We start from the raw sequence: 25,145 nt of genomic DNA, 5'->3' as shown, positions 1-25,145 counted from the left end.
CATATCTTGTAAACTAACAAGATTAACCGATTTTTATTTTTTTGTTTGATATTTAAAATTAGAAGTTGCAAGTAGATAGCTATTGGCTTTTAGCTGTTAGCTGTTAGCCATTGGCATTTTGAAATTAGAAATTAGAAATCAGAAGTTAGAAATTGGAATTTTATATTGCTTGTTTTTGAAAAGTAGTTTTAATGTAATGGTGCCACGCACCTAATTGGCGCTTATTTCATATTGTTACAAATGGGACGCCGTTATACGGTTCTCGTTAAATGCTTTTTGGATACGGGTGTTATAGAATAAACCGATAGTTTTCGTTCTTCATCAACTTAGCTACTTATGTTTTAACTAATTGATATGTGAAGTTCAAACAGGTGCGTTAGCACCGTGCAATTTGTGGCATAAATTGTATTTGTTGTGTTAAAGGTGCGTTGCACCGAACCATTATATTTATTAGTGTTCAAACAATTTTGTTAAACTAATTTGCAATAAACGAACTTCACATTTTATGTAATTAATAATTTTATATGATAAGAAATAGCAACAAGTAAAATTAAATTAACATTGTACAATTCTTCAATTTGTCTATTGTTTTATCTTTGTAATCAATAATCATTTATTTCAAATCGAAAATGAAACTTAAAACACTATCAATTCTACTATTACTCACTTGTTTAGGATTTTCTCAACTATTTTCTCAAAACATCGCTTACAATTTCCCCCAAAACGGATTTGTAAAAGCTAATGATATTGTGGTTTACGACCAAAATGACAAAATATTGAAACATGCTTTTGTCGGAGGTATAAATTCGGCTCAGTACAATGCAATTGATATTAATCTTGACGGAACTTTGGATTTGCTCATTTTCGACAGATTAAGTTCAAGGTTACTGCCTTTTATTAATATTAACGGCGAGTACGTTTATTCTCCAAAGTATACAAATTCTTTTCCCAAAATCAGAAATTGGATGCGTTGCGTTGATTACAACAACGACGGCAAAGTTGATATTTTTACTTACGTTACCGGCGGAATAAAGGTTTACAAAAACGTTTCGACAAGCGAGTTGGCTTTTGTTGATGCTACATTACCAAATCCGTATTTGGTATCACAGTACGGAGAAATAGCGACGAATATTTTGGTTACAAGCGTTGATTATCCCGCTATTGTTGATATTGACGGCGACGGCGATTACGATATTTTGACTTTTTGGGGTTTAGGTTCGTTTATAGAGATGCACAAAAATATGTCGATGGAGTACTACAACCACACCGATTCGCTGGTTTTTGTTAAGACTCAGCATTGCTGGGGTAATTTTGCCGAAGGAGCCGAAGATAATACAATAATCTTGGATACTTGCGTAAATTTTACCAAGAGTGTTGGCAATGTCAGATCAGACGAAAAACATACAGGCTCAACTTTATTAGTTTACGACACCAATGGTGATGGAAATATGGATTTAGTCCTTGGCGATGTCGATTATTCCGATATAATTTTGCTTATAAACGGCGGTACAAGCGTTGATGCCAACATGATAGAATATACTTACAATTTCCCAAATGCTGAAGAAAAATTGTATTTAAGCACTTTTCCGGCAGTCGAGCGCATAGACCTTAACAACGATGGCATTTTGGATTTAATTTGCACTTCTTTTTCACCTGCCAAATTTAAAAACGAAGATAAGCATTCAAATTGGCTGTATATAAACAAAGGCGATAATTTTAATCAGGTTTACGAGCTCAAAACAAAAGCCTTTTTGCAAGAAGAAATGATTGATTTCGGAACTTGTTCATATCCAACCTTTGTTGATTTAGACAACAACGGTCTAAACGACTTATTGGTAGGTAACTACGGCTACTTCGATTCGGCTTACTTTAAAAGCAATTATTTTTTAGAAACCAAGAGCCATGCTCAGTTGGCTTATATTAAAAATGTTGGCACTTTTGGAAGACCTGAATACAAAATAGTTGACACCAATTTTTTACGATTAGATACTTTGGATATTTTGGCTGTGCGTCCTGCCTGTGCCGATATCGACGGCGACGGCGACAACGATATTGTTTTAGGCTGTAGCGACGGCACTTTCTGGTATTTTGAAAACAGATTAATCCCCGATGGAGTATTATCTTTTGCAAACGGCGTTAAAAACTGGCAAAACCTTGATGCAGGCGAGTTTTCAACACCCTTTTTAATCGATATAAACGACGACGGACTTATTGATATGGTTAGCGGCAATAAAGAAGGAGTTTTGTATTTATTTTTAAACTTAGGCAGTAAAACCGAACCTGCTTTCGAGTTGGTTGATAAAAAATTTGGTGGAGTAGATGTTACCGATAATATGCTTTCGTATGAAGGATACAGTGTACCAACTTTTATAGTCGATAATAAAACACAAAAGCTAAGATTATTCTGTGGTGCCGAATTTGGCGAAATTTACGTTTACGATAGCATAAGCGGAAACCTTATCGGCGATTTCAATCTATTAGGAAATCTATCGCAAATAAACGACGGAACTCACTCGGCTGTAGCTTTCGATTATTTGAATTCCGATACTATCGTCGATATGATTGTCGGTAATTACAGCGGTGGCTTGAGTTTGTTTTACGGCATAACCGAAAATCCTTTTGGTAAGGAGATTTTCAAAACAGAAAAATCAGTATTGAAAATATATCCTAATCCGACTTCAGACAATATTAAAATACAAATTGGGGAAAACGCTAATATTGAGAGCTTTAACCTAAGGATTTACAATTCTTCGGGATTGCTTGTAAGTCAAATCGACAATGTAAAACAAGGACAAAACATCAGCACTAATAAATTACCTTCGGGTATTTATTACGTAGTGGTTGTAAGTAAAACTAATACTTACAAGGGAAGTTTTGTTAAAAGCTAAACCGTTTTATTTCGAGAAATCAACAACTGGTGCAACTTCCGCTCCTTCTGTCGATTCGAAATAAGGCATTATTTTAAACTTAAATATTGCAGCAATAATATTGCTCGGAAATCTGCGAACTTTGGTGTTGTAAACTTTAGCCGTTTCGTTAAACTCGTTTCTTCTTGCGTTTATTTCATTTTCGGTAGTTTCCAACTGATTTTGAAGCTGCAAAAAGTTCTCGTTTGCCTTTAAATCCGGATAGCGTTCAACCGCAACAAGTAACCTTGATAGAACCGAATTCATATCGGCAGTTAGATTGTTAATTTCGGCAAGAGTTTCCGGAGTGATTTTGTCGGCACCAACGTTTATACTTGTTTTTGTGGCTTGTGCTCTGGCTTCAATAACTCCAATCATGGTGCTTTGTTCGTGGTCGGCGTAACCTTTAACGGTATTTACCAAATTGGGAATAAGGTCGAAACGTTTTTGATAAGCATTTTGTACATTTCCCCAAGATGTTTTAACAGCTTCCTGTTTTACAATAAAATCGTTGTAAATGCCGATACCTCTACCAATTAGTAGTATTAATAGTAATATTACTATTCCTAAAATCAATACAGTTCTTTTCATAAGTGTAATGTTTTTGGTTTATAATTAATTATCAGCGTACAAAAGTAAATAATTTCTACATAATAAAGAAATTATGAGAAATTATTTCGTAAACTTAAGTAAAAATACTTTTTTAAATTATTTCTATACTTCTGTTCAAAAACGCAGTCAGATTTTCGCCTTTGAGCAAGTTTTGCGACAACAGAGCCAAATCAATTAGTTGCAATACTTTTTGAGTTTGAGTTTCGGTGTTCTTGTCGGCTAATATTTTTGAAATAATATTATGATTGGCGTTAACCACAATATTGTACATATCAGGCATATTACCCATAAAGCCGTAGCCACCGCCACCAACTTCCGCCATGTCTTTCATTCTACGCATAAACTCCGATTGTGTAATTGTAACCGGAAAATCGGTTTCGCTCATGTCTTCAACTTGAACGTTGTATTGTTCTTTGTTTACGTGCTTTTCAAACAGTTCCGACAACTTTTTCTTTTCATCATCGCTTAATTTCGAAGGAGCTTTTTCGTCTTTATCTATCAGTTTGTCGGTAATTTCCGAATCGACTCTAACAAAATTGACTTTTTCAAGTTTTTGCTCCAAAGTGTTAATAAAGTGGCTGTCTAAAAGACCGTCCATAATAACAATATCGTAACCTCTTTCTTTGGCAGCATTTATGTAACTGTGTTGCTCTTCAACGTTGGAAGCGTATATTATAACCGTGTTGTCGTTTTTGTCTTTTTGAGTGTCTTTTACCTTATCTTTGTACTGGTCGAATGTGAAATACTTGCCCTCTGTGTTTTTAAGAAGTGCAAATTTTTCGGCACGCTCAAAGAATTTTTCTTCACTAATCATTCCGTATGTAATGAACAGCTTAATATCGTCCCATTTCTTCTCAAAATCCTCTCTTTCGCTTTTATAAAGCTCTTCCAATTTATCGGCTACCTTTTTCATAATATGCCCCGATATTTTTTTAACGTTAGCATCGCTTTGTAGGTAGCTTCTGGAAACGTTTAAAGGGATATCCGGCGAGTCGATAACGCCATGCAATAGAGTTAAGAAGTCGGGGACAATACCTTCAACCGAATCGGTTACAAACACCTGATTACAGAATAGTTGAATTTTATTGCGTTGTAAATCTATGTTTCTGTTTACCTTAGGGAAATACAAGATTCCGGTAAGGTCAAAAGGATAATCGACGTTCAGATGTATGTAAAACAGTGGTTCGTCGAAAGTCATAGGGTACAACTGACGATAAAACTTGATGTAATCTTCGTGTTTCAACGTGCTAGGCGTTTGAATCCAAAGCGGATTTGTATCGTTAATAATGCGTGGTCTCTCGACTTCTACAGTCTTAGGATTTCCTTTTTCGTCTTTTTCGGTCTCAGATTCTTCCCACACTTTTTCATTACCAAACCTTATAGGTATAGGCAAAAACTTACAATATTTGTTCAGAAGGGTTAAAATTCTGTTTTCTTCAAGATATTCTTCCGAATCTTTACTAATGTGCAGAATAATATCCGTGCCTCTTTCTTTTTTGTCATGTTCTTCCATTGTATAATTCGGCGAGCTGTCGCATGACCAACGAACGGCTTTTGAACCTGCACCTTTTTTGTAAGTTTTCGATATAATTTCCACCTTATCGGAAACCATAAACGAAGAGTAAAATCCCAATCCGAAATGCCCAATCAAGCCTGCCTGTTCGGCTTCGGTTTTATTCTTATATTTTTTAACAAATTCTTCGGCTCCCGAAAATGCAATCTCATTGATGTATTTATCAACTTCTTCCGAAGTCATTCCTATGCCTTTGTCGCTAACGGTAATAGTTTTGTTTTCTTTATCAATTTTAACCTCAATTGTAAGGTCGCCAAGCTCTTCCTTATATTTGCCCATAGATGCCAATGCTTTTAGCTTTGTAGTAGCATCAACGGCATTTGAAATAAGTTCACGTAAAAAAATCTCCTCGTCGGAGTATAAAAACTTTTTAATAATAGGAAAGATGTTTTCGGTTTGTACGTTAATTTGTCCTTGTATCATAATAATTAATATTGTTTTTAATTTTCAAATTCGGTCTATACTGTTCAAAACCTATGCCAGCGGGAAAAGTATGACAATATGGCGGGGTTGCGTGTTACGTGTTACGTGTTACGTGGTGCGGGGAGCTAGAGTTAAGAGTCTCTAAACTCAATACTCCCGACTCAGAACTCAGAACTTCTAAGTGCCTTTATGGCACACAAAACAACAATCTAAACTTTCTTTTCTATAAAGTTTTTGTATTCAAAAGGACGATAGTTAAATATTTTCTCAAAATTATATAAAAACTTTTCCTTAAGCGTCATATTGGAGAGTTTTGGATTGTAATTGAATTCCCAATCTTGGTTTTTAATTACTTCCTCCATATATATTGGATGCTTTCCTTTGAACGGTTCGAGTTTATCAACAATATTATAGTCGAATTCTTCGGTTTTTGAGTGTGCTTTTATCCACTCGTCGTTATGCCAAAAAGTATTAAAATAGTTCGATTTTTTGGTCATAAGTTTTGGATTTCTTGTGTAGGAGTAGTGGTAGAATATAGCTTTTGATTTAATGACAATAATTTTTTCACCTTTTGTCGAATAATCTTTGGTTTCGTATTTTCTGAAACTGTGCGAATCGCCGAACGACATTACATTGCGGTTACTCTTAAAAGCTCTTACTTCGTATCTGTCGGCACGGCGTGTGTTTTGCACGTGGTTGTAATCGCCCCAAAAGTTCAGACGCGGAAATATAACACCGTCAACGTCATCATGCTTGTCTGCTAATTCAAAAGTCTTTATAATTTCGTCTTTTGCAAACTCGTCTAAAACTTCGTCGGCTTGTATATGCAAGCACCAATCGCCTTTGGTTTGTTCAAGACCGATGTTGGCTTGTTGCCTGAATATTGCTCCGTCGGTTCTTATTGAATCGTCCCAAACAGTGTCGATAATAACAATTTTATCGCTTCCAATATCAACCACGGCTTCTCTTGTTCCGTCGTCGGAATTGCCAACAACAACGTAAATTTTATCAACAACAGGCAAAGCCGATTTTATTGATGCAACAAAAGGATATCCCATCCTTAAACCGTTTCGTACGTAAGTAAAACTTTCTATCTTCATAAATAGTATTTTATTTTTGCAGTTACAAAGATAGTTTTTTGCCGAAATATATTTTCAAATTATATTGTCTGATTTCAACAAATCGGCATATTACAAGTGAAATACCGACTTTTATGTTAAAATAATTGTAAAAAATATGATAAAATATTACGTTATCCGATTAAATTTTATAACTTCGCAGAAAATTTAGTTTAAATAAAATTATTATAAATCAATATTAAAAATTACAATTATGACAGCTAATTTAGATTGGAGTAAATTACCTTTCGGTTACGTAAAAACCGATTTCAACGTAAGATCTTATTACCGCAACGGAGCGTGGGGACCTATTGAAGTTACCGACGACGAGTTTGTAAGCATGCATATGGCAGCAACTGTTTTGCACTACGGTCAGGGTGGATTTGAAGGAATGAAAGCCTACACCGGCAAAGACGGTAAAATCAGACTTTTTAGATGGGAAGAAAATGCAAAGAGATTACAGCTTTCGGCTGACGGCATTATGATGGCTGAACCGCCACTTGATTTATTTTTTGAAGCAGTAAAAACAGCAGTTTTGAAAAACAAAAGATTTGTTCCGCCTTACGGTACCGGAGCATCATTGTACATCAGACCATTGTTGATAGGAACAGGTCCAAGAGTTGGTGTTAATCCGGCTGACGAATATTTATTTATGGTTTTTGTTACACCGGTTGGTCCGTACTTTAAAGAAGGTTTTAATCCTGTTACGGCTATGATTACACGCGATTACGACCGCGCTGCACCATTGGGAACAGGTAGATTTAAAATTGGCGGTAACTACGCTGCAAGTTTAAAATCGGGACAAATAGCTAAAGAAAAAGGATTCTCAACAGTATTGTTCCTAGATGCAAAAGAGAAAAAATACATAGACGAAGCAGGTCCTGCAAACTTCTTTGGTATAAAAGGGAATACCTACGTAACTCCTAAATCGGAATCAATTTTAGCTTCAATTACAAACAAGAGCTTAATTACTATTGCCGAAGATATGGGAATGAAAGTTGAAAGACGTCCTGTTTTGGTTGAAGAACTTGCCGAATTTGACGAAGTAGGAGCATGCGGTACAGCTGCTGTTATTTCGCCTATACGTCAAATTGTTGACCCATCAGAAGGCAAAACATACAACTACTGCCCCGATGGTAAAGCAGGAGCTAAGTCAACCGAGCTTTACAAGAGAATTATTGGAATACAGTACGCCGAAATTGAAGATAAATTTGGTTGGACAACTGTATTAGAGTAGTTTAGGAACTTTTTGATTGTTAATATTAAGGCTGTTGTAGTGATATGACAGCCTTTTTTTGTTGAAAACATATTATTGTCCATTAATCGCAACGAACGATAAGCCCTTAGCTTTTAGCTCTTAGCTCTTAGCTCTTAGCCATTGGCTGTACTTAGCCAACAACTAACGGCTAAAATCTTAATGTTTCTTAATGCCTTAATGGTTTAAATAATACGAATAAAAAGGCTTCGATTTTGTTTCATTTTTATAACCTTAATTATAAAGAATTTCGAATAAATTTTAGCGATAAAATACGCTAAATAATTTTATGTTCTTTCAAAGTGGTTTCCATCTCCGATTGCATTTTCTTTGCTTCGGCTGCAGCTTTCTGTGCAAAATCGTCGAAGTTTGATGCAAAAATAATGCTCCTTGATGCGTTTACTAACAAGCCGCAATAAGAGTTTAGTCCGTTGCGAGCAACTTCTGTCAAACTACCGCCTTGTGCGCCAACACCGGGGACAAGCAAAAAGTGGTCGGGGACAATTTTTCTGATTTCTTTCAAAAACTCAGCTTTGGTAGCACCGACAACAAACATCATATTGTTGCTGTTACCCCAATTTTTGGCTCTATCAATCACCAATTTGTAAAAAGGTTCTTGCTCCTGAGTATTTACAAGCTGAAAATCGGCTGAGCCGGCATTTGAAGTCAGAGCCAATACAATAACCCACTTATCTTTAAACGATAAAAACGGCGAAACCGAATCTTCGCCCATGTACGGAGCAACCGTAACAGCATCAAAGTTAAAACCCGAACTTTCTTCATCAAATACGGAAATTGCGTACTGTTTTGAAGTATTTCCAATGTCGCCGCGTTTGGCATCGGCAATGGTAAAGACTTCATTTTTAAACGAGTTCAAGTATTTTATCGTTTTTTCTAAACTTTGCAATCCTTTTATTCCCCTGCTTTCGTAAAAAGCCAAATTGGGCTTGTATGCAACCGCATAAGGTAATGTAGCATCTATAATTTGTTTGTTAAATTCAAATACAGGATCATCGTACCGTAACATGCAGGAAGGCATTTTGGAAATATCGCTATCTAAGCCCACACACAAGTACGACCTCTTTGATTTTATCAGTGAAAATAATTCTTCTCTATTCATCTTTTTTGTTTTCAAAATTAAAAAAAATACGATGTCAGCTCAAAGATTGCGAATATTTATTGTAATTTTATAAATTTGCACACCCAAATAGCAATAATCTTTGAAAGAACAAATTGTTGACATATTAGATTTAACAGATAGCGATTTGCACGAAGTGCTGCACGCTATTTCGGAAGTTGCAGAGATGCAAAACACCGATGCATACGTTATTGGCGGTTTTGTTAGAGATATTTTTCTTAACAGAAAAAGTAAGGATATCGATTTTGTAACAACCGGCGATGGTATTTTGCTTGCCGAATCTGTTGCCAAACAGTTGAAAGTTAGTGAAGTACATATCTTCAAAAACTACGGCACGGCTATGTTTAAGTACAATGGCTATCAATGCGAGTTTGTGGGAGCTAGAAAAGAGTCGTATAGGAAACATACACGAAATCCGAAGGTTGAAAAAGGAACGCTAAGAGACGACCAATTGCGTAGAGATTTTACAATCAACGCCATGGCTATCAGTATTAAAAAAAGTAGCTTTGGCAGTTTTGTCGATCCGTTTGGCGGCATAGCCGATTTGGCTAAAAAACTAATAGTTACGCCTACAAATCCTGATATTACTTTTTCCGATGACCCATTGCGTATGCTAAGAGCAATAAGGTTTTCGTGCACTCTCGATTTTTCAATCGAAGAAAACACTTTTAATGCAATTAAAAGAAACGCCGATAGAGTTAAAATTTTGTCGAAAGAGAGAATTACCGAAGAGTTGAACAAAATCATAATGTCGGAAGTGCCATCGAAAGGCTTTTTAAAACTTGATGAAACAGGAATATTGGAGATTATCTTTCCCGAATTTGTCAACTTAAAAGGTGTTGAGTATGTCGGTAGCATGGGACATAAAGATAATTTTCTGCATACTTTGGAAGTTTTGGACAATATTTCGCTAAACACTGATAACCTATGGTTGCGTTGGGCTGCCATTCTTCACGATATTGCCAAACCTGTTACGAAAAAATACGATAAAAATTTAGGTTGGACATTTCACGGACACGAGTTCAAAGGCATGAAAATGGTTCCTAAAATATTTTCGAACCTAAAGCTACCCATGAACGAAAAAATGAAATACGTTCAAAAAATGGTGTTGCTTCACCTACGACCAATAATTTTAGCCGACGATTGCGTAACCGATTCGGCAGTCAGGCGTTTACTTTTTGATGCCGGCGATGATATCGACGACCTTATGCTACTGTGCCAAGCCGACGTTACATCAAAAAATCCGGCAAAGGTTAAGCGTTATTTGAACAATTTTGAGATAGTCAAGCAAAAACTAATAGAAATTGAAGAAAAAGATAAGCTTAGGAATTGGCAACCGCCTATTTCTGGAGATGTTATCATGAAAGTGTTTCAGCTACCACCTTGTAAAAAAGTAGGCGATATTAAAACTGAAATCAGAGAAGCAATATTAGAAGGCGAAATTGGCAATAATTACGAAGAGGCTTATCATAAAATGATTGAAATAGCTGAGAAAATGGGACTGAAAGAAGTTGATTTGTCGTGCAGACCTGGGGTGGTGAATGGTGAGTGGTGAGTGGTGAGTGGTGAGTGGTGAGTGGTGAGTGGTGAGTGGTGAGTGGTGAGTGGTGAGTGGTTTCTAAAATAAGAAGTCAGAAATTAGAATTAGCCCAGCTTCCACGCAACCCGAAACACGCGACCCGTAACCCCAAAATACAATTTTTGCATTAAAATGTTATTTTTTTAATTCACAATCATATTTTTTTTGTACTTTTACCAAATATAATTTAAAACAGTATGAATACATTTATTTTTGAAGTAAGCATTCCTGACGATGATGATTTTATCAGGGTTATTGAAATCGATGATGAAAGCAATTTTTTAGATTTATATAACTTCTTGATTAAAACAGTCGATTTCAATGAGTATGAGTTAGCTTCTTTTTATGTTTGTGATAAAAAATGGAGAAAGTTGGAAGAAATAACTCTGATTGACATGGGTTTAACCGACGAAGAAAATGAAATTTTCGAGTTTGAAGATGAAGATTCAGACGACGATGACGACATTATTGGCAAAGACAAGAAAATTCCGGTTAGCAACATGGAAGATGTTTTGATTAAAGATAAAATCGATAAAAAGGAACTGAATCTTATTCTTGAATACGATTTCATTTCTCCCATAATGCTTTATCTTAGACTTACCGATATTGCTACAAAAAAGGATAAGGTCAAATATCCAAAACTCATTAAAAGCGTAGGCGAAATTGAGAGCGACAGTATTGGTGATATGTTTTCCGACCTTATGAGTGGCGACGATTATAGCGATAGTGATTATATTTCAGATGAAGATTTTATGGACGAAGACCTATCCGAATTTGGCGAAGAATTTGACGACGAAGAGCAATGGTAACACGGTAATTGTTTATTATGATGAATAATAAATTATTAGTTGTTGTTACCGGTCCAACTGCCGTTGGCAAAACTTCTTTATCTATTGAATTAGCAAAGCATTTTAATACGGTTATTATTTCAGCCGACTCCCGACAGTTTTACAAACAGCTTAATATTGCCGTAGCCAAACCCGACCAAAACCAACTCAAAGAAGTAGAACACCATTTTATTAATGTTCTTGATATTGCAGACTATTACAACGTCGCGCAGTTTGAAACAGATGTATTGCAAAAGTTAGATGAAATTTTTGCCGAAAAAGATATTGCATTTTTGGTAGGTGGTTCGGGTTTGTACATAGATGCGGTTTGTTATGGTATAGACTATTTTCCCGACGTTCCCGACGATTTAAGAAATTCCTTGAATAATATTTTCGAACAAAAAGGCATAGAAGAACTTAGGAGAATTTTAAAAGAAAAAGACCCCGAATATTATAATGTTGTCGATAAAGACAATCCGCAGCGACTACTCAGAGCTATTGAAGTCTGCCTTATTACCGGAAAACCTTTTTCGGAGCAGCGTTTAAACGAACCAAAAAAACGCAACTTCAACATAATTAAGATTGCCTTAAATATGGATAGGGCAGTGCTTAACGAAAGAATTTCCGTACGAGTTGATGAGATGCTTGATGCAGGCTTAATTGACGAAGCAAAAGAACTGTATAAATATAAGGAGTTAAACTCGCTGAAAACCGTAGGTTACAGAGAGTTTTTTGACTATTTTGAAAGCAAATACACAATTGAAGAAGCAGTTGAGAAAATTAAAACCAATACCCGCCGCTACGCCAAAAGACAAGTTACATGGTTGAAAAAAGATGAGTCGTACAAGTGGTTTTCACCGGAACAGAAAGAGGTGATTATTGATCACATTAAGAGTAATATGTAGCTTTATTGAATTAATTGCTGTAAATTTGCAGTTGTAACACTATAGAAATCAACACTTAAAATATAATCATAATGAAACAAATAGCGGTTTTAATTATTGGCATATTTATGTGTATTGCGTACAACTTAACTTCCCAAAATATTGATTATGAAAAAACTCCTACCGGAATTGTTGTTGAAGTATTTAACGATAATAGCAGTTTGACACGCTACAACGATGATAACACCGTGTATAAAAGCGGCAAAAAATTCAGAATAGAATACTCTTATATAAATCTTGAAGGTGAAGAATTTCTTTTTGCCGTTTCGCCTAATAAAAAATGGAAATTTGTTCCTAAAAATTCTATTACCGATTCCACAATAACGCATTTGATAATGGAAGTTATGCCTGATTTATCAGAATTTATAAAATATGATAGTTCATATAATCAGACAATTATCAAATACTATTACTATAACAGCGGAAACAAAATGCCATTTAGATCTAGCACAGGAGTTATAGAAAATGTATACAACATATGGATGCATCCGCCACGTGACCATATGTTTAAAATTCTTGAAATTAACCCTTTTCCGTACATAAAACATGAAAAATCCAATTTAACCAAATGGAAATGGTCGTTGACAGTCGGAGATTATTGGTCGGTGGAAGAATGTAAGACATGGAAAGGTGATGTTAAATTGAAATACAAATATAAGATTTTAAAAGATAAAGAATACATAAACATAGGAGATGCCAAGCACAAATGCAACATAGTTAAAGCTGAACAAAGGTCAAGGTTAGGGAAGTCGTATTTAAAATCGTACTATAACCAAGAATACGGATTTTTGCGTTTGGAATATACCAATGTTGATAAAACAAAAATCAATCTCGATTTTATTCCTATGAACTAAGTTAATGCTTTCAGAAACAATTACCACACGATGCAATCGTGCGGTAGCGGGGGGAGTCACTGAGTGCCGAAGGCGTATCGAAGTGCCGAAAATGTTACCACTTCCGGCTTCCGTCTCCCAACCCCCAACTCCTGACTCGAAATACCATTCACTCATCACTCATCACTCATCACCAACAGCCAACGGCTAATAGCCAACAGCCAAGAGCTAACGGCTAACAGCTAATAGCCAACAGCTAAAATTTTAATGGTTCAAATAATATTAAATAACGCAGAAAAACACCTACAAAATCAACAACCAGCAATCGGGGAATTGCGCTTTATAATCGCTTAGAGCTTTACGAGCATCGCTTTCGTTGTTAAAAGAGTCTATAATAATTCTGTGTAACGATTTATTATCAATGACTTTAGCATTTTTATAACCCTGTTTTTTGTATTTATCAACCGTTTCTTGTGCTATTTCTCTCGATTTCAGACTTGAAACAACAATATGGTATTTGCTGCTCGACAATTCGCCAATGTTGGTGGTATTATCTTCTATATTTTTGGTGGTAGTACTTTCTATACTTGTAGGTTTAGTTTGTTGTTGTACAACGGGACTTGTCTCCAATCTGTTGCCAAACCATATAATAGCGTAATTGTCGTCCATTGCCACACCCATAACTTTCCAATCGAACGATGACCACTTACCCGTGCACAAAATCATATCTTTCGATGCTTGATTTTCTGTCCACATTTCTACAGCTTCGTTAGCGTTAACTCTTTGGTTATCCCAATAAATAAGCTCAAAGCCTAAGCCCTCGTAACCGGTTATTTCATTGGGTTTTACTTTCATGCAGTTAATCCCTTCCATGTTTTTCGCATTACAGCACGCCGACCAATTCCCTTTATCGCTCCAACTGTGCAGGCTGCAACCCGTCTCCGATTTGTAGTTGTCTTTCAAGTCTGTTATATGAAGTTGTGCTACATAACTCAACTTGTCGGAAAGTACCAATTGAGACTTCTGTTCACTTTTTCTTAACAAATTAATCTGATTAAATATTTCTCTTTCGCCGGCAGTATAACTAGTTTTGCTGGATTGAGCTACTAATTCGCTGAAAGAAAAAACAATTATTAATATTAAAATAAATGGAAGACTTATTTTTTTCATAGTTGTGTGATATTGTTAATTCAAGTACTTGCCAAAGGTAATATTTTTTTACTATTCTACAATAAAAAAAGCTTTGCATTATAAAAAAATAACGCAAAGCCTTAGTATTATAGTATTGATGTCTTAAAAAAATTATCCGATTTTAGTTATTAAAAATATTAATAAGCTTACTAACCGATTCTTTGGCGTCGCCTAACAGAAGAGTAACATTTTCTTTGTTATCGTACAGCGGATTATCAACGCCGGAGTATCCTGGTTTGGTGTCGAAGTTGCAAATTATTATGTTTTTGCTGTGATCGACATTAAGCACAGGCATTCCATAAATAGGTGTACCTTCAGCATCTCTGGCAGCCGGATTTAAAACGTCGTTTGCGCCAACAACAATAACCAAGTCGGTATTTTTGAAGTCGTCGTTAATTTTCTGCATTTCATACAACTTGTTGAAAGGTACGTCAGCTTCGGCAAGCAACACACTCATATGTCCGGGCATACGTCCTGCCACAGGGTGAATAGCAAATTTAACATCAGCACCGTTGGCTGTTAATTTATCGGCAAGTTGTTTTACATGCGACTGAGCTTGAGCTAGAGCCATACCATATCCTGGTACAAAAATCACCGATTTCGCAGATTTTAATTTGTCATCAAGATTGTCTTCTTTTTTAGTCTCGCTTTTTTCATCAGACTTAGCCGAAATAATATTAATAAGTTTATTAACCGATTCTTTGGCATCGCCAAGCAAAAGAATAACATTTTCTTTGTTGTCGTACAATGGGTTATCAACGCCGGAGTATCCGGGCTTTGTGTCGAAGTTGCAAATTATTATGTTTTTGCTGTGGTCGACGTTGAGCACGGGCATTCCGTATATTGGTGTGCCTTCTGCATCTCTGGCAGCGGGGTTCAAAACGTCGTTTGCACCAACAACGATAACCAAGTCGGTATTTTTAAAATCGTCGTTAATTTTCTGCATTTCAAACAATTTGTTGAAAGGCACGTCGGCTTCGGCAAGCAACACACTCATATGTCCGGGCATACGTCCTGCCACAGGGTGAATAGCAAATTTAACGTCTGCTCCGTTTATTATAAACTTGTCGGCAAGTTGTTTTACGTGCGACTGTGCTTGAGCAAGAGCCATACCATATCCGGGAACAAAAATAACCGATTTCGCCGATTTTAGTTTCTCGTTAAGTTTATCTTCTTCGTTGTCAACTTTAGTCTCTGCTTTTTCATCAACTTTGCCAATAATAATATTGATAAGTTTATTAACCGATTCTTTGGCATCGCCTAAGAAAAGAGTAACATTTTCTTTGTTGTCGTACAATGGGTTATCAACGCCAGAATACCCCGGTTTTGTGTCGAAGTTGCAAATAATTATGTTTTTAGCATGGTCGACGTTAAGTACAGGCATTCCATAGATAGGTGTGCCTTCGGCATCTCTAGCTGCAGGATTCAAAACGTCGTTTGCACCAATCACGATAACCAAGTCGGTATTTTTGAAATCGTCATTAATTTTTTGCATTTCAAACAATTTGTTGAAAGGCACGTCAGCTTCGGCAAGCAGTACACTCATATGTCCGGGCATACGTCCAGCCACGGGGTGAATTGCAAATTTAACGTCTGCTCCGTTTATTATAAATCTATCTGCAAGCTGTTTTACATGCGATTGTGCTTGAGCTAGAGCCATACCGTATCCTGGAACAAAAATCACCGATTTAGCCGATTTGATAATATCTTCTATAGATTTACCTTCATCAGCTTTTGCAGTTTCAGTCTTTTTGACTTCGGGGTCTTTTTTAGGTGTTTTTCCTTTGTCTGACGAGCTAACGGAAGTTCTACCCATTAAGATATCCATAAGATGTCTGTTCATTGCTCTACACATAATTTGTGTTAGTAACAATCCTGATGCTCCAACAATACCTCCAACTGCAACCAATAAAATATCGCCAATAGCCATACCTGCAATAGCACCTGCTACACCGCTCAATGAGTTGAGCAAAGAAATTGTAATGGGCATATCGGCTCCGCCAACTCTTATAGAGAATGACAAACCAAACAACGATGCTGCCAAAACACTTATTACAACTATAAAGGTGGGTGTAAATACAACTGAACCATCTCTACTTAAAAATACAGAGAATACAACCATCAACAAAGAAATTGCTATAGCAACAAAATTGATAAGTTGATGATTTTTCCAAACTACAGGTCTTTGAGCAAGAATTTTATGCAGTTTGCCGGCAGCAACCAAACTTCCAACAAGAGTGATAAAACCCACAACTATAGCTAAAGTAGCTGTAACGTTTGAAAAAGTAACATATTCGGTTGGACTGTTTGGATTAATACCTATACCTTCAAGAGATAAAATACCGACCAAGCCGGAAGCGAAACCGCCCAAACCGTTGAAAATAGCAACCATTTGTGGCATTTCTATCATTTTTACCCTTACTGCGAGTATATATCCTAATATTAATCCTATTGCAAGAAAAATGTATATGGTCGTTACATTAAAAATATTGTAATATATTAATGTGATAACTATTCCTGTAAATAAGCTAAATGCACTTAACAAGTTTCCTAAAACGGCGGTTTTTACCTTGCTCATAAAGGAAATTCCAACCAAAACAAGTATTGATAATACCGAGCATATTATAATGTATGTAATTGCACTCATAACTATTTCTTTTCTTTTTTGTTAAACATTTTAAGCATGCGATGGGTAACTCCAAACCCACCCATAACGTTGATGGCAGCGCATATTATAGCAATACCGCCAACTATTTGTCCAACTAGTACAAATGGACTAAATGAAAATCCGACAGCTACAAGAGCTCCAAGCACGGAAATTCCCGACAATGCATTCATTCCCGACATTAAAGGCGTGTGCAACAACGCCGGCACGTTTTTTATTATTAGATATCCAACAATTGTGGAAACTAAAAAAATTAAAATTAAGTAAATAGGGTTCATATTAGTATTGTTTTAAAAATAATAAAGACTGTTATATGAAACCATATAACAGCCTTTAAAAAATTTGTGTTTTATAAATTCATGGCTTCTAATGTCCCTTCGTGAACAATTTTACCATCGTAAGTTACAAGAATTGATTTAATTATTTCATCATTTGTATCGAGAGTAAGTTCGCCGTCTTTTGAAATAATCTCTACAAGATGGAATAAGTTTTTCGAAAACATTTGTGTCGAGCTTTTTGGAAGCATTCCAGGTATGTTTTTAATGCCAATCACGGTAACACCGTCAATTACTTCTGTAGTTCCCGGAGGGGTTACTTCGCAGTTTCCTCCTTGGTCAACCGAAATATCAACAATAACCGAACCGTGTTTCATGCTCTTAACCATGTCTTTAGTTACAAGAATAGGAGCAACTTTGCCTGGGATTAATGCGCTTAAGAAAACGATGTCCATTTTTGGTAGATATTCGCTTAATTTTTGTTGCTCTTTAATAATCCATTCTTGTGGTAATTTCTTTGCATAACCGCCTTCAGCTATTGCTAATTCTTGCGGAACACCTAAGTCTATAACTTCTGCACCTAAACTGGTAGCTTGCTCAACAGCAGCAGGTCTGATATCAGCGGCATAGGTAACCGCACCTAATCTTTTAGCAGTAGCAAGTGCTTGTAAACCGGCTACGCCAACGCCAACTACTAAAACATTTGCAGGAGCTTCAAAACCTACAGCCGAAAACATATTAGGAACAAATTCGGGTAAAGCATTTGCTGCTAATAAAATACCTTTGTAACCGGCACAAGTACTCATAGATGTTAGCGCATCCATTGTTTGAGCTCTCGAAATACGTGGAATACCGTCTAAGGTTAGACCTATTACTCCGTTTTCAGCCAATTTGGAAATCATTTTGTGGTTTGGTGGAGATGCAGGGTGCAAGAATGTAATTAAATACTGCCCCTTACGCATTAAGTCAACTTCGTGAGTATTGTACTCTTCGTTGAATTGGGGCTCTTTTACTTTTAAAATAATCTGAGCTTTTTCAAAAATTTCTTTTGCCGAGTCAATAATTTCGGCTCCGGCTTTTACATATTCTTCGTCGAGAAAAAAAGCTTTTAAACCGGCGTTTTTTTCTACCATAACTTTAAAACCGTTGTTTACGAACATTCCTACGGTTTCGGGAGTAGCCGATACTCTCGACTCTCCTTTCATAATTTCTTTTGGAATACCTATTATCATTGTGTTTTATTTAAATATTAAATTGTTTGTGTTTTTATTTTCATACCCTAAAACCAATATTTGTATCAATTTTAAGATAATGAATTTCGGTTTCAAAGATATAGATTTTATAAAAATACAGGCAATATATTTCATCTAAAATAATTTTAATAAAATTTAGATAATTACCTTTTATCAGTAAAAACGCTTTATACCTAATAATTTGTTAAAAATTTGTATATAAATAGATATTCATTTTAAATCTAATGTTCGGATATATTTAGAAAAAAGAGTAAATTTGCAACCGAAAATAAAAATAGAATAAATAATAACAATTTTAAAAATAAATTAACTTATGACGAAAAAACAACCAAACACGAAACATGTGTACACTTTTGGCAATAAAGAAGCCGAAGGTAATGCCGAGATGAGAAACTTGCTTGGCGGTAAAGGTGCCAACTTAGCCGAAATGAATTTAATAGGTGTGCCTGTACCTCCTGGTTTTACAATAACTACCGAAGTTTGTACAATGTATACCCAACAAGGTCGTGAATTTGCACTTAAAACGATTAAAAAAGAAGTTGAAGAAGGAATTAAATACGTTGAAAAACTTATGGGTTCAAAATTCAACGACAATAAAAACCCGCTATTGTTGTCGGTTCGTTCAGGTTCTAGAGCTTCTATGCCCGGAATGATGGACACCATATTAAATTTGGGTTTGAACGATAAAGCTGTTGAAGGTATAGCTAAAAAATCAGGAAAAGAACGTTTTGCATGGGACTCATACCGTCGTTTTGTTCAAATGTACGGCGATGTTGTTTTAGGAATGAAACCTGCTGATAAAAACGCTCAAGATCCTTTTGAAGTTATTATTGAAGAATTAAAGAAAGAAAAAGGCGTTAAAAGAGATAACGAACTTACAACTAACGACTTAAAAGAATTAGTAAAACGCTTTAAAAAAGCTGTTTTCAAACAAACCAAAAAAGAATTTCCGGAAGATGCATACGAACAACTAAACGGAGCAATCTGCGCAGTTTTCGATAGCTGGTCGAATGAAAGAGCTGTTTTATACCGCGAACTTAACCATATTCCTGATGAGTGGGGTACTGCTGTTAACGTTCAGGCTATGGTTTTTGGTAACTTAGACGACAATTCGGCTACCGGTGTTGCATTTACACGTAACTCAGCTAACGGTTTGCCACACTTCAACGGCGAATATTTAATCAACGCACAAGGCGAAGACGTTGTTGCAGGTATCAGAACTCCGCTTCAAATTACCGAAATGCACTCAAAAGAGTGGGCTAAGCAAGCAGGAGTTAGCGAAAAAGAAAGAAAGGCAAAATTCGCTTCTCTGGAAGAAGCTATGCCGAAACAATATAATGAACTTTTCAAAATTCAAAAGAAATTAGAAAAGCACTACAAAGACATGCAAGACCTTGAATTTACCATTCAAGACGGTAAATTATGGATACTCCAAACTCGTGGCGGAAAACGTACAGGTCAGGCTATGGTTAAAATAGCTATGGATATGCTTAGCGAAAAACTAATAGACGAAAAAACAGCTCTATTACGTATCGAGCCTAACAAATTAGATGAACTTCTTCACCCTGTATTTACTCCTGAGGCTATTAAAAAAGCAAAAGTTCTTACCAAAGGATTACCTGCTTCGCCGGGAGCTGCTTACGGTCAGATAGTATTTTCAGCTGACGACGCAGCAGCTATGTTCGAAAAAAAGAAAAAAGCAATTCTTGTTCGTATCGAAACATCGCCAGAAGACCTTAAAGGTATGACAGTTTCTGAAGGAATTTTGACTTCACACGGAGGTATGACTTCGCACGCTGCTGTTGTTGCCAGAGGTATGGGTAAATGTTGCGTTTCGGGTGCCGATAAAATTGTTATCAACTACGAAAAACGCACCCTTACAATTGATGGACGAGTGTTTAAAGAAGGAGATTTCATCTCTCTTAACGGTTCTACCGGTGAAGTTTATGAAGGCGAACTTGCAACTAAAGACCCTGAACTAAGCGAAGACTTCAAAAAAGTTATGAAACTTGCTGATAAATACTCTCGCATGTTGGTTCGTACCAATGCCGATACTCCACATGATGCAAAAACCGCAAGAGGTTTTGGAGCTACAGGTATAGGTCTTTGCCGTACCGAACATATGTTCTTTGAAGGAGAAAAAATTATCGCAATGCGTGAAATGATTCTTTCAGACGACGAAGCCGGAAGAAGAAAAGCTCTCAGCAAATTATTGCCAATACAACGTAAAGACTTTGAAGGAATTTTTGAAGCAATGCAAGGTCTCCCTGTTACTGTTCGTTTGCTTGACCCACCTTTACATGAGTTTGTACCAAAAACAAATGAAACTCAGAAAGAAATGGCAAAAGAAATGGGACTTTCTTTACAAGAAGTTAAAGATAAAGTGGAAGCGCTTGAAGAAACTAACCCAATGCTTGGTCACAGAGGTTGTCGTCTTGGTAATACTTATCCCGAAATTTCGGAAATGCAAACCAGAGCTATTATCGAAGCTGCTCTTAACTTGAAAAAGAAAGGTATTGAAACATTCCCGGAAATTATGATACCGCTTACAGGTACATACGAAGAAATGAAGATGCAGGAAGATGTGGTTAGAAACACTACCGAAGCTATCTTTAAAGAAAGAAAAGATAGAATTGATTATTTGGTAGGTACTATGATTGAAATACCAAGAGCTTGTATAATTGCTGATAAAATTGCCGAATCGGCTGAGTTCTTCTCGTTTGGAACTAACGACCTTACTCAAATGACTTTCGGTTACTCACGCGATGATGCTGGTAAATTCTTACCAATTTACTTGAAAAAAGGTATTTTAGAGCATGATCCATTCCAAGTTGTTGATAGAGTAGGAGTAGGAGAAATGATGAAAATGGCTGTCGAAAGAGGAAAGAGAACACGTCCTAATATTAAGTTAGGTATTTGTGGTGAGCACGGCGGCGAGCCTTCATCGGTTGAATTCTGCCACCAAATTGGTTTGAATTATGTTAGCTGTTCGCCTTTCCGCGTTCCTATAGCTCGTGTTGCTGCTGCTCAAGCTGCAGTTAAAGAGAGCATAGAAAACAAAAAGGCAAGAGACTGCAAATCAAATAAGGTTACCAAAACGGCTCCTAAAAAAACTGCAACGAAAAAGTAAAACATTTTCATAGCTAAATACTTGAAGAGGCTGTCTTTAATATAAGGACAGCCTTTTCTCTTATTGTTTCACAAGATACACAAAAAATTAAATTTTTAATTATTGGTTAATATTCAATTAATATAGCCTACCTTTGTAGAAAAATCAGAAACAATAATTTATTAAACATATTATTATGATTGAAGCTATAAACAAGAAAGGATTTTATGTGGATGTTGAACAGTATGGCATCAAAGGAACAAAAGAGCTATACTACAATCCCGATTATGACATTTTGTTCGAACACGAAATGGACAGCAGTTTAACAGGTTTTGAAAAAGGTCGTTTAACCAATTTCGGAGCTGTAAGTGTTGATACGGGAGTTTTTACAGGTCGTTCGCCAAAGGACAAATATATTGTTGTCGATGAAGTTTCAAAAGACACAGTTTGGTGGTCAACACAAGGTACTAACGACAACCATCCTATGAGTTATGAAGTTTGGAGCGACTTGAAAGAAATTTCGCAGAAACAACTTTCAAACAAAAAGTTGTACGTTATGGATGCGTATTGCGGTGCTAACAAGGACACCAGATTGTGCGTAAGGTTTGTTATGGAAGTGGCTTGGCAAGCACATTTTGTTAAAAATATGTTTATTCGTCCAACTGATGAAGAATTAAAAACATATAAGCCCGATTTTGTTGTCCTGATGGCTTCAAAAACAACCAATAAAGATTGGGAAAAACATAAATTAAATTCCGAAAACTTTGTTGCGTTTAATTTGAAAGAACGTATGCAACTTGTTGGAGGAACGTGGTATGGCGGCGAAATGAAAAAAGGTATTTTCTCAATGATGAATTACTATTTACCATTAAAAGGTATAGCCGCTATGCACTGTTCGGCAAATAGAGGAAAAGACGGCGATGTTGCTATTTTCTTCGGATTATCAGGTACCGGAAAAACCACTTTATCAACCGACCCAAAAAGAGCCTTGATAGGAGACGACGAACACGGTTGGGACGACGATGGAATTTTCAACTTTGAAGGAGGTTGCTACGCTAAATGTATCAACTTGAGCGAAGAAAACGAGCCGGATATCTACCATGCCATCAAACGTGATGCTTTACTAGAAAACGTTGTCGTTACCGAAACAAATGACGTCGATTTTTCAGATGCATCAAAAACCGAAAATACCAGAGTTTCGTATCCTATTTATCATATCAATAATATAGTAAAACCTATTTCAAAAGCAGGTCATGCAACAAAGGTTATTTTCTTGACAGCCGATGCATTCGGAGTATTTCCGCCGGTTAGCAAATTAACACCCGAACAAACCGAATACCATTTCCTTTCGGGATTTACTTCAAAATTAGCCGGAACCGAAAGAGGTATTACCACACCACAGCCGACTTTTTCGGCTTGTTTCGGAAATGCTTTCCTAACGCTTCACCCAACAAAATACGCATTAGAGCTTGTTAAACGAATGGAAGCATCGGGAGCAAAAGCATACTTAGTTAATACAGGCTGGAACGGTACAGGTAAACGTATTTCTATTAAAGAAACAAGAGCTATAATTGATGCTATCTTAAACGGCGATATTGAAAAATCGAGTACCGAAACAATTCCGTATTTCAACTTGGAAATCCCAAAAGAACTGAAGGGAGTTACTACCGAAATACTAAATCCTAAGAACACTTACGCTAACGAAAGCGAATGGCATACCAAAGCAAAAGATTTGGCTCAAAGGTTTATCAATAACTTTGAAAAATACACCGATAGAGAAGAAGGAAAGAGACTTGTTAAGGCAGGTCCATTGTTGTAACGGTGAATGGTGGTCGGTGGTCGGTGAATGGTGCTTTACAATTAGCAATTTGCAATGTGCAATGAGCAATTATGAGGTTCCCTAAATTTCGGGAATGGTGGAATTTTGCACTCACACTCACCACCTATAGCTAACGGCTAACAGCCAACAGCCTACATCTCAATTATCAATCCATCGTAAGCTAAAAAAACATTTTCCGGTAGTTCCGACTGTGTTTGAGCGTGTAATCCCATACCATGACTGATATGCGTCAGATAAGCAACTCTTGGTTTTACTTGCTCAATAATTTGCAATGATTCGTCAAGCGAAAAATGTGAACGATGCTTGTATCGTGCTAACGAATTTAATATCAAAACATCGCTGTTTTTAGCTTTTTGCAACTCGGTTTCCGAGATGTAATTAGCATCGGTTATGTAGGTAAGTCCGGCAATTCGGTATCCGAAAACCGTTTCGTTGGCATGCAATACGTTGATTGGCTTGATGTTGATGCCTTTGTATTCAAATTCTTTATTTTCTATTTTAATAATGTTTAGGCAAGGTGCATCTTTGTATATTTTATCAAAAATGTATTTATTGCCAGCCCTTATTTCTTTTATTGTTTCGCTATTTGCGACAACATCAACGGCTTTGTTGAGCATAAAGTTAAAAGGTCTTATGTCGTCTATTCCTGCCGTATGATCGCGGTGCTTGTGTGTGAAGAAAACAGCATCTATGTCGTTTATGTTGTTATTAAGCATTTGCAATCGGAAGTCTGGACCGCAATCGATAACAATTTTAGCATTTTCGTGTTCAATAAAGAGTGAAGTTCTGAATCTAAAATCTCGCTTATCGTTGCTTTTGCATACTTCGCAATTGCAAGCTATTACTGGCGTTCCTACCGATGTCCCTGTGCCTAAGAATATTATCTTCATATACTGTTAATTCAAAAATCAATTTTATTAATAAAATTATGAAAATCGTTGCAATTTTCCGAAACAGTTTCAAGCAAAGCAATGTTAGCCACGCGATTGTCGAGCAATAAGTTTTCGGGTGTGTTTTTAGTAAATATTAGATTAGTGTTATCCTTGGGATTAATGATTAAAAGTCCTTTACTACAATCATCTCCGCAATTAATATAAACACGAAAAACACCTTTTTGAGGCATAACTTTGTCGTCGGCAACAGAAATTGAAAACTTAATATGTTTTTCATCAACGGTTTCCAAGAAATTCAACTTTTCAAAAACAAAAAAATCGTATCCCAATAACTCATTAGCTTTTTTTATTTCGGAACCCATAATTGCATCGCGTATAGCTGTGGAGCTTACAGAGTGATTTTTAACCTTAATATCTGAAATCTGTTTCACTCTGAAATTATATTTCTCTCCCAAATCGGATAAAAGTTCGTTGTTGCCTTCTCTGTTCTTACCAAAATGATGGTCAAAGCCTAAAACAATAGCCGAAATGTTTAATTTATTTACCAAATAATTCACAACAAAATCCTGATAATTCGTTTTGGCAAAATTCAGGTCAAAGTTAATGATGATAAGGTTTTTAAGAGATGTTTGTTTTAGTAGTTCAATTTTTTCGTTTTGTGTAAGAATGTACTTGAAGTCGCTTATAGGTTGTAAAACTTGTCTTGGGTGA

The 25,145-nt window shown here is 36.2% G+C and carries 17 protein-coding genes and 1 pseudogene; 8 read left to right on the top strand and 10 right to left on the bottom strand.

What is annotated here, in order from left to right; genetic code table 11:
* The first annotated feature begins 629 nt into the window (after positions 1 to 629).
* A complete protein-coding gene (locus PHP31_01645) occupies positions 630 to 2,888 on the top strand; it encodes a T9SS type A sorting domain-containing protein (GenBank protein MDD3737983.1) in 2,259 nt (752 codons plus the stop codon).
* 6 nt (positions 2,889 to 2,894) lie between these two features.
* On the opposite strand, the gene PHP31_01640 is transcribed toward PHP31_01645, so the two are convergent.
* The 3 genes from PHP31_01640 to PHP31_01630 form a co-directional block, all read right to left on the bottom strand.
* Positions 2,895 to 3,497, bottom strand: a complete 603-nt coding sequence (locus PHP31_01640) for a LemA family protein (protein MDD3737982.1) — start codon at positions 3,495 to 3,497, stop codon at positions 2,895 to 2,897.
* Positions 3,498 to 3,609: 112 nt separating this feature from the next.
* Entirely contained in the window at positions 3,610 to 5,514 is a 1,905-nt protein-coding gene (htpG, locus tag PHP31_01635; protein ID MDD3737981.1) for a molecular chaperone HtpG, read from the bottom strand.
* A gap of 209 nt (positions 5,515 to 5,723) precedes the next feature.
* The gene (locus PHP31_01630; protein MDD3737980.1) at positions 5,724 to 6,614 is read right to left on the bottom strand and encodes a hypothetical protein; all 891 of its coding nucleotides are present in this window, start codon (positions 6,612 to 6,614) and stop codon (positions 5,724 to 5,726) included.
* Positions 6,615 to 6,846: 232 nt separating this feature from the next.
* On the opposite strand from PHP31_01630, the gene PHP31_01625 reads away from it, so the two are divergent.
* A complete protein-coding gene (locus tag PHP31_01625) occupies positions 6,847 to 7,869 on the top strand; it encodes a branched-chain amino acid aminotransferase (protein MDD3737979.1) in 1,023 nt (340 codons plus the stop codon).
* A gap of 295 nt (positions 7,870 to 8,164) precedes the next feature.
* Here the strand turns inward: PHP31_01625 and pyrF are convergent, their stop codons facing one another.
* On the bottom strand, positions 8,165 to 9,007 hold the full coding sequence (gene pyrF, locus PHP31_01620) for an orotidine-5'-phosphate decarboxylase (GenBank protein ID MDD3737978.1): 843 nt from the start codon (positions 9,005 to 9,007) through the stop codon (positions 8,165 to 8,167).
* A 112-nt stretch (positions 9,008 to 9,119) separates the two neighbouring features.
* On the opposite strand from pyrF, the gene PHP31_01615 reads away from it, so the two are divergent.
* The 4 genes from PHP31_01615 to PHP31_01600 all read left to right on the top strand — a co-directional run bounded on the left by PHP31_01615 (position 9,120) and on the right by PHP31_01600 (position 13,229).
* Positions 9,120 to 10,580 (top strand): HD domain-containing protein, encoded by a 1,461-nt coding sequence (locus PHP31_01615; protein MDD3737977.1) that lies wholly within the window; start codon positions 9,120 to 9,122, stop codon positions 10,578 to 10,580.
* A gap of 221 nt (positions 10,581 to 10,801) precedes the next feature.
* Positions 10,802 to 11,413, top strand: coding sequence for a hypothetical protein (locus PHP31_01610; GenBank protein ID MDD3737976.1), 612 nt, complete (start codon positions 10,802 to 10,804; stop codon positions 11,411 to 11,413).
* A 17-nt stretch (positions 11,414 to 11,430) separates the two neighbouring features.
* The gene (gene miaA, locus PHP31_01605; protein MDD3737975.1) at positions 11,431 to 12,336 is read left to right on the top strand and encodes a tRNA (adenosine(37)-N6)-dimethylallyltransferase MiaA; all 906 of its coding nucleotides are present in this window, start codon (positions 11,431 to 11,433) and stop codon (positions 12,334 to 12,336) included.
* 71 nt (positions 12,337 to 12,407) lie between these two features.
* Entirely contained in the window at positions 12,408 to 13,229 is an 822-nt protein-coding gene (locus PHP31_01600) for a hypothetical protein (protein MDD3737974.1), read from the top strand.
* Positions 13,230 to 13,511: 282 nt separating this feature from the next.
* Here the strand turns inward: PHP31_01600 and PHP31_01595 are convergent, their stop codons facing one another.
* The 4 genes from PHP31_01595 to PHP31_01580 all read right to left on the bottom strand — a co-directional run bounded on the left by PHP31_01595 (position 13,512) and on the right by PHP31_01580 (position 18,571).
* Entirely contained in the window at positions 13,512 to 14,378 is an 867-nt protein-coding gene (locus tag PHP31_01595) for an SPOR domain-containing protein (protein ID MDD3737973.1), read from the bottom strand.
* A gap of 142 nt (positions 14,379 to 14,520) precedes the next feature.
* Positions 14,521 to 17,046, bottom strand: a complete 2,526-nt coding sequence (locus PHP31_01590; GenBank protein ID MDD3737972.1) for an NAD(P)(+) transhydrogenase (Re/Si-specific) subunit beta — start codon at positions 17,044 to 17,046, stop codon at positions 14,521 to 14,523.
* A 2-nt stretch (positions 17,047 to 17,048) separates the two neighbouring features.
* Positions 17,049 to 17,342 (bottom strand): NAD(P) transhydrogenase subunit alpha, encoded by a 294-nt coding sequence (locus PHP31_01585; protein MDD3737971.1) that lies wholly within the window; start codon positions 17,340 to 17,342, stop codon positions 17,049 to 17,051.
* Positions 17,343 to 17,413: 71 nt separating this feature from the next.
* The gene (locus tag PHP31_01580; protein ID MDD3737970.1) at positions 17,414 to 18,571 is read right to left on the bottom strand and encodes an NAD(P) transhydrogenase subunit alpha; all 1,158 of its coding nucleotides are present in this window, start codon (positions 18,569 to 18,571) and stop codon (positions 17,414 to 17,416) included.
* 334 nt (positions 18,572 to 18,905) lie between these two features.
* On the opposite strand from PHP31_01580, the pseudogene ppdK reads away from it, so the two are divergent.
* A pseudogene (gene ppdK / locus PHP31_01575) lies at positions 18,906 to 21,635 on the top strand (pyruvate, phosphate dikinase).
* Positions 21,636 to 21,897: 262 nt separating this feature from the next.
* Positions 21,898 to 23,520, top strand: a complete 1,623-nt coding sequence (pckA, locus tag PHP31_01570; protein ID MDD3737969.1) for a phosphoenolpyruvate carboxykinase (ATP) — start codon at positions 21,898 to 21,900, stop codon at positions 23,518 to 23,520.
* A 152-nt stretch (positions 23,521 to 23,672) separates the two neighbouring features.
* Here the strand turns inward: pckA and PHP31_01565 are convergent, their stop codons facing one another.
* Together PHP31_01565 and PHP31_01560 are read right to left on the bottom strand one after the other, a co-directional pair.
* Positions 23,673 to 24,431, bottom strand: a complete 759-nt coding sequence (locus PHP31_01565) for an MBL fold metallo-hydrolase (protein ID MDD3737968.1) — start codon at positions 24,429 to 24,431, stop codon at positions 23,673 to 23,675.
* Positions 24,432 to 24,442: 11 nt separating this feature from the next.
* Positions 24,443 to 25,145 (bottom strand): FAD synthetase family protein (locus PHP31_01560; protein ID MDD3737967.1); only part of this gene is annotated, 703 nt, incomplete at its 5' end.

This window comes from Lentimicrobiaceae bacterium (assembly GCA_028697555.1).
In the GTDB taxonomy this organism is placed as follows: domain Bacteria; phylum Bacteroidota; class Bacteroidia; order Bacteroidales; family UBA4417; genus UBA4417.
This window is presented reverse-complemented; position numbering and strand designations above follow the sequence as displayed.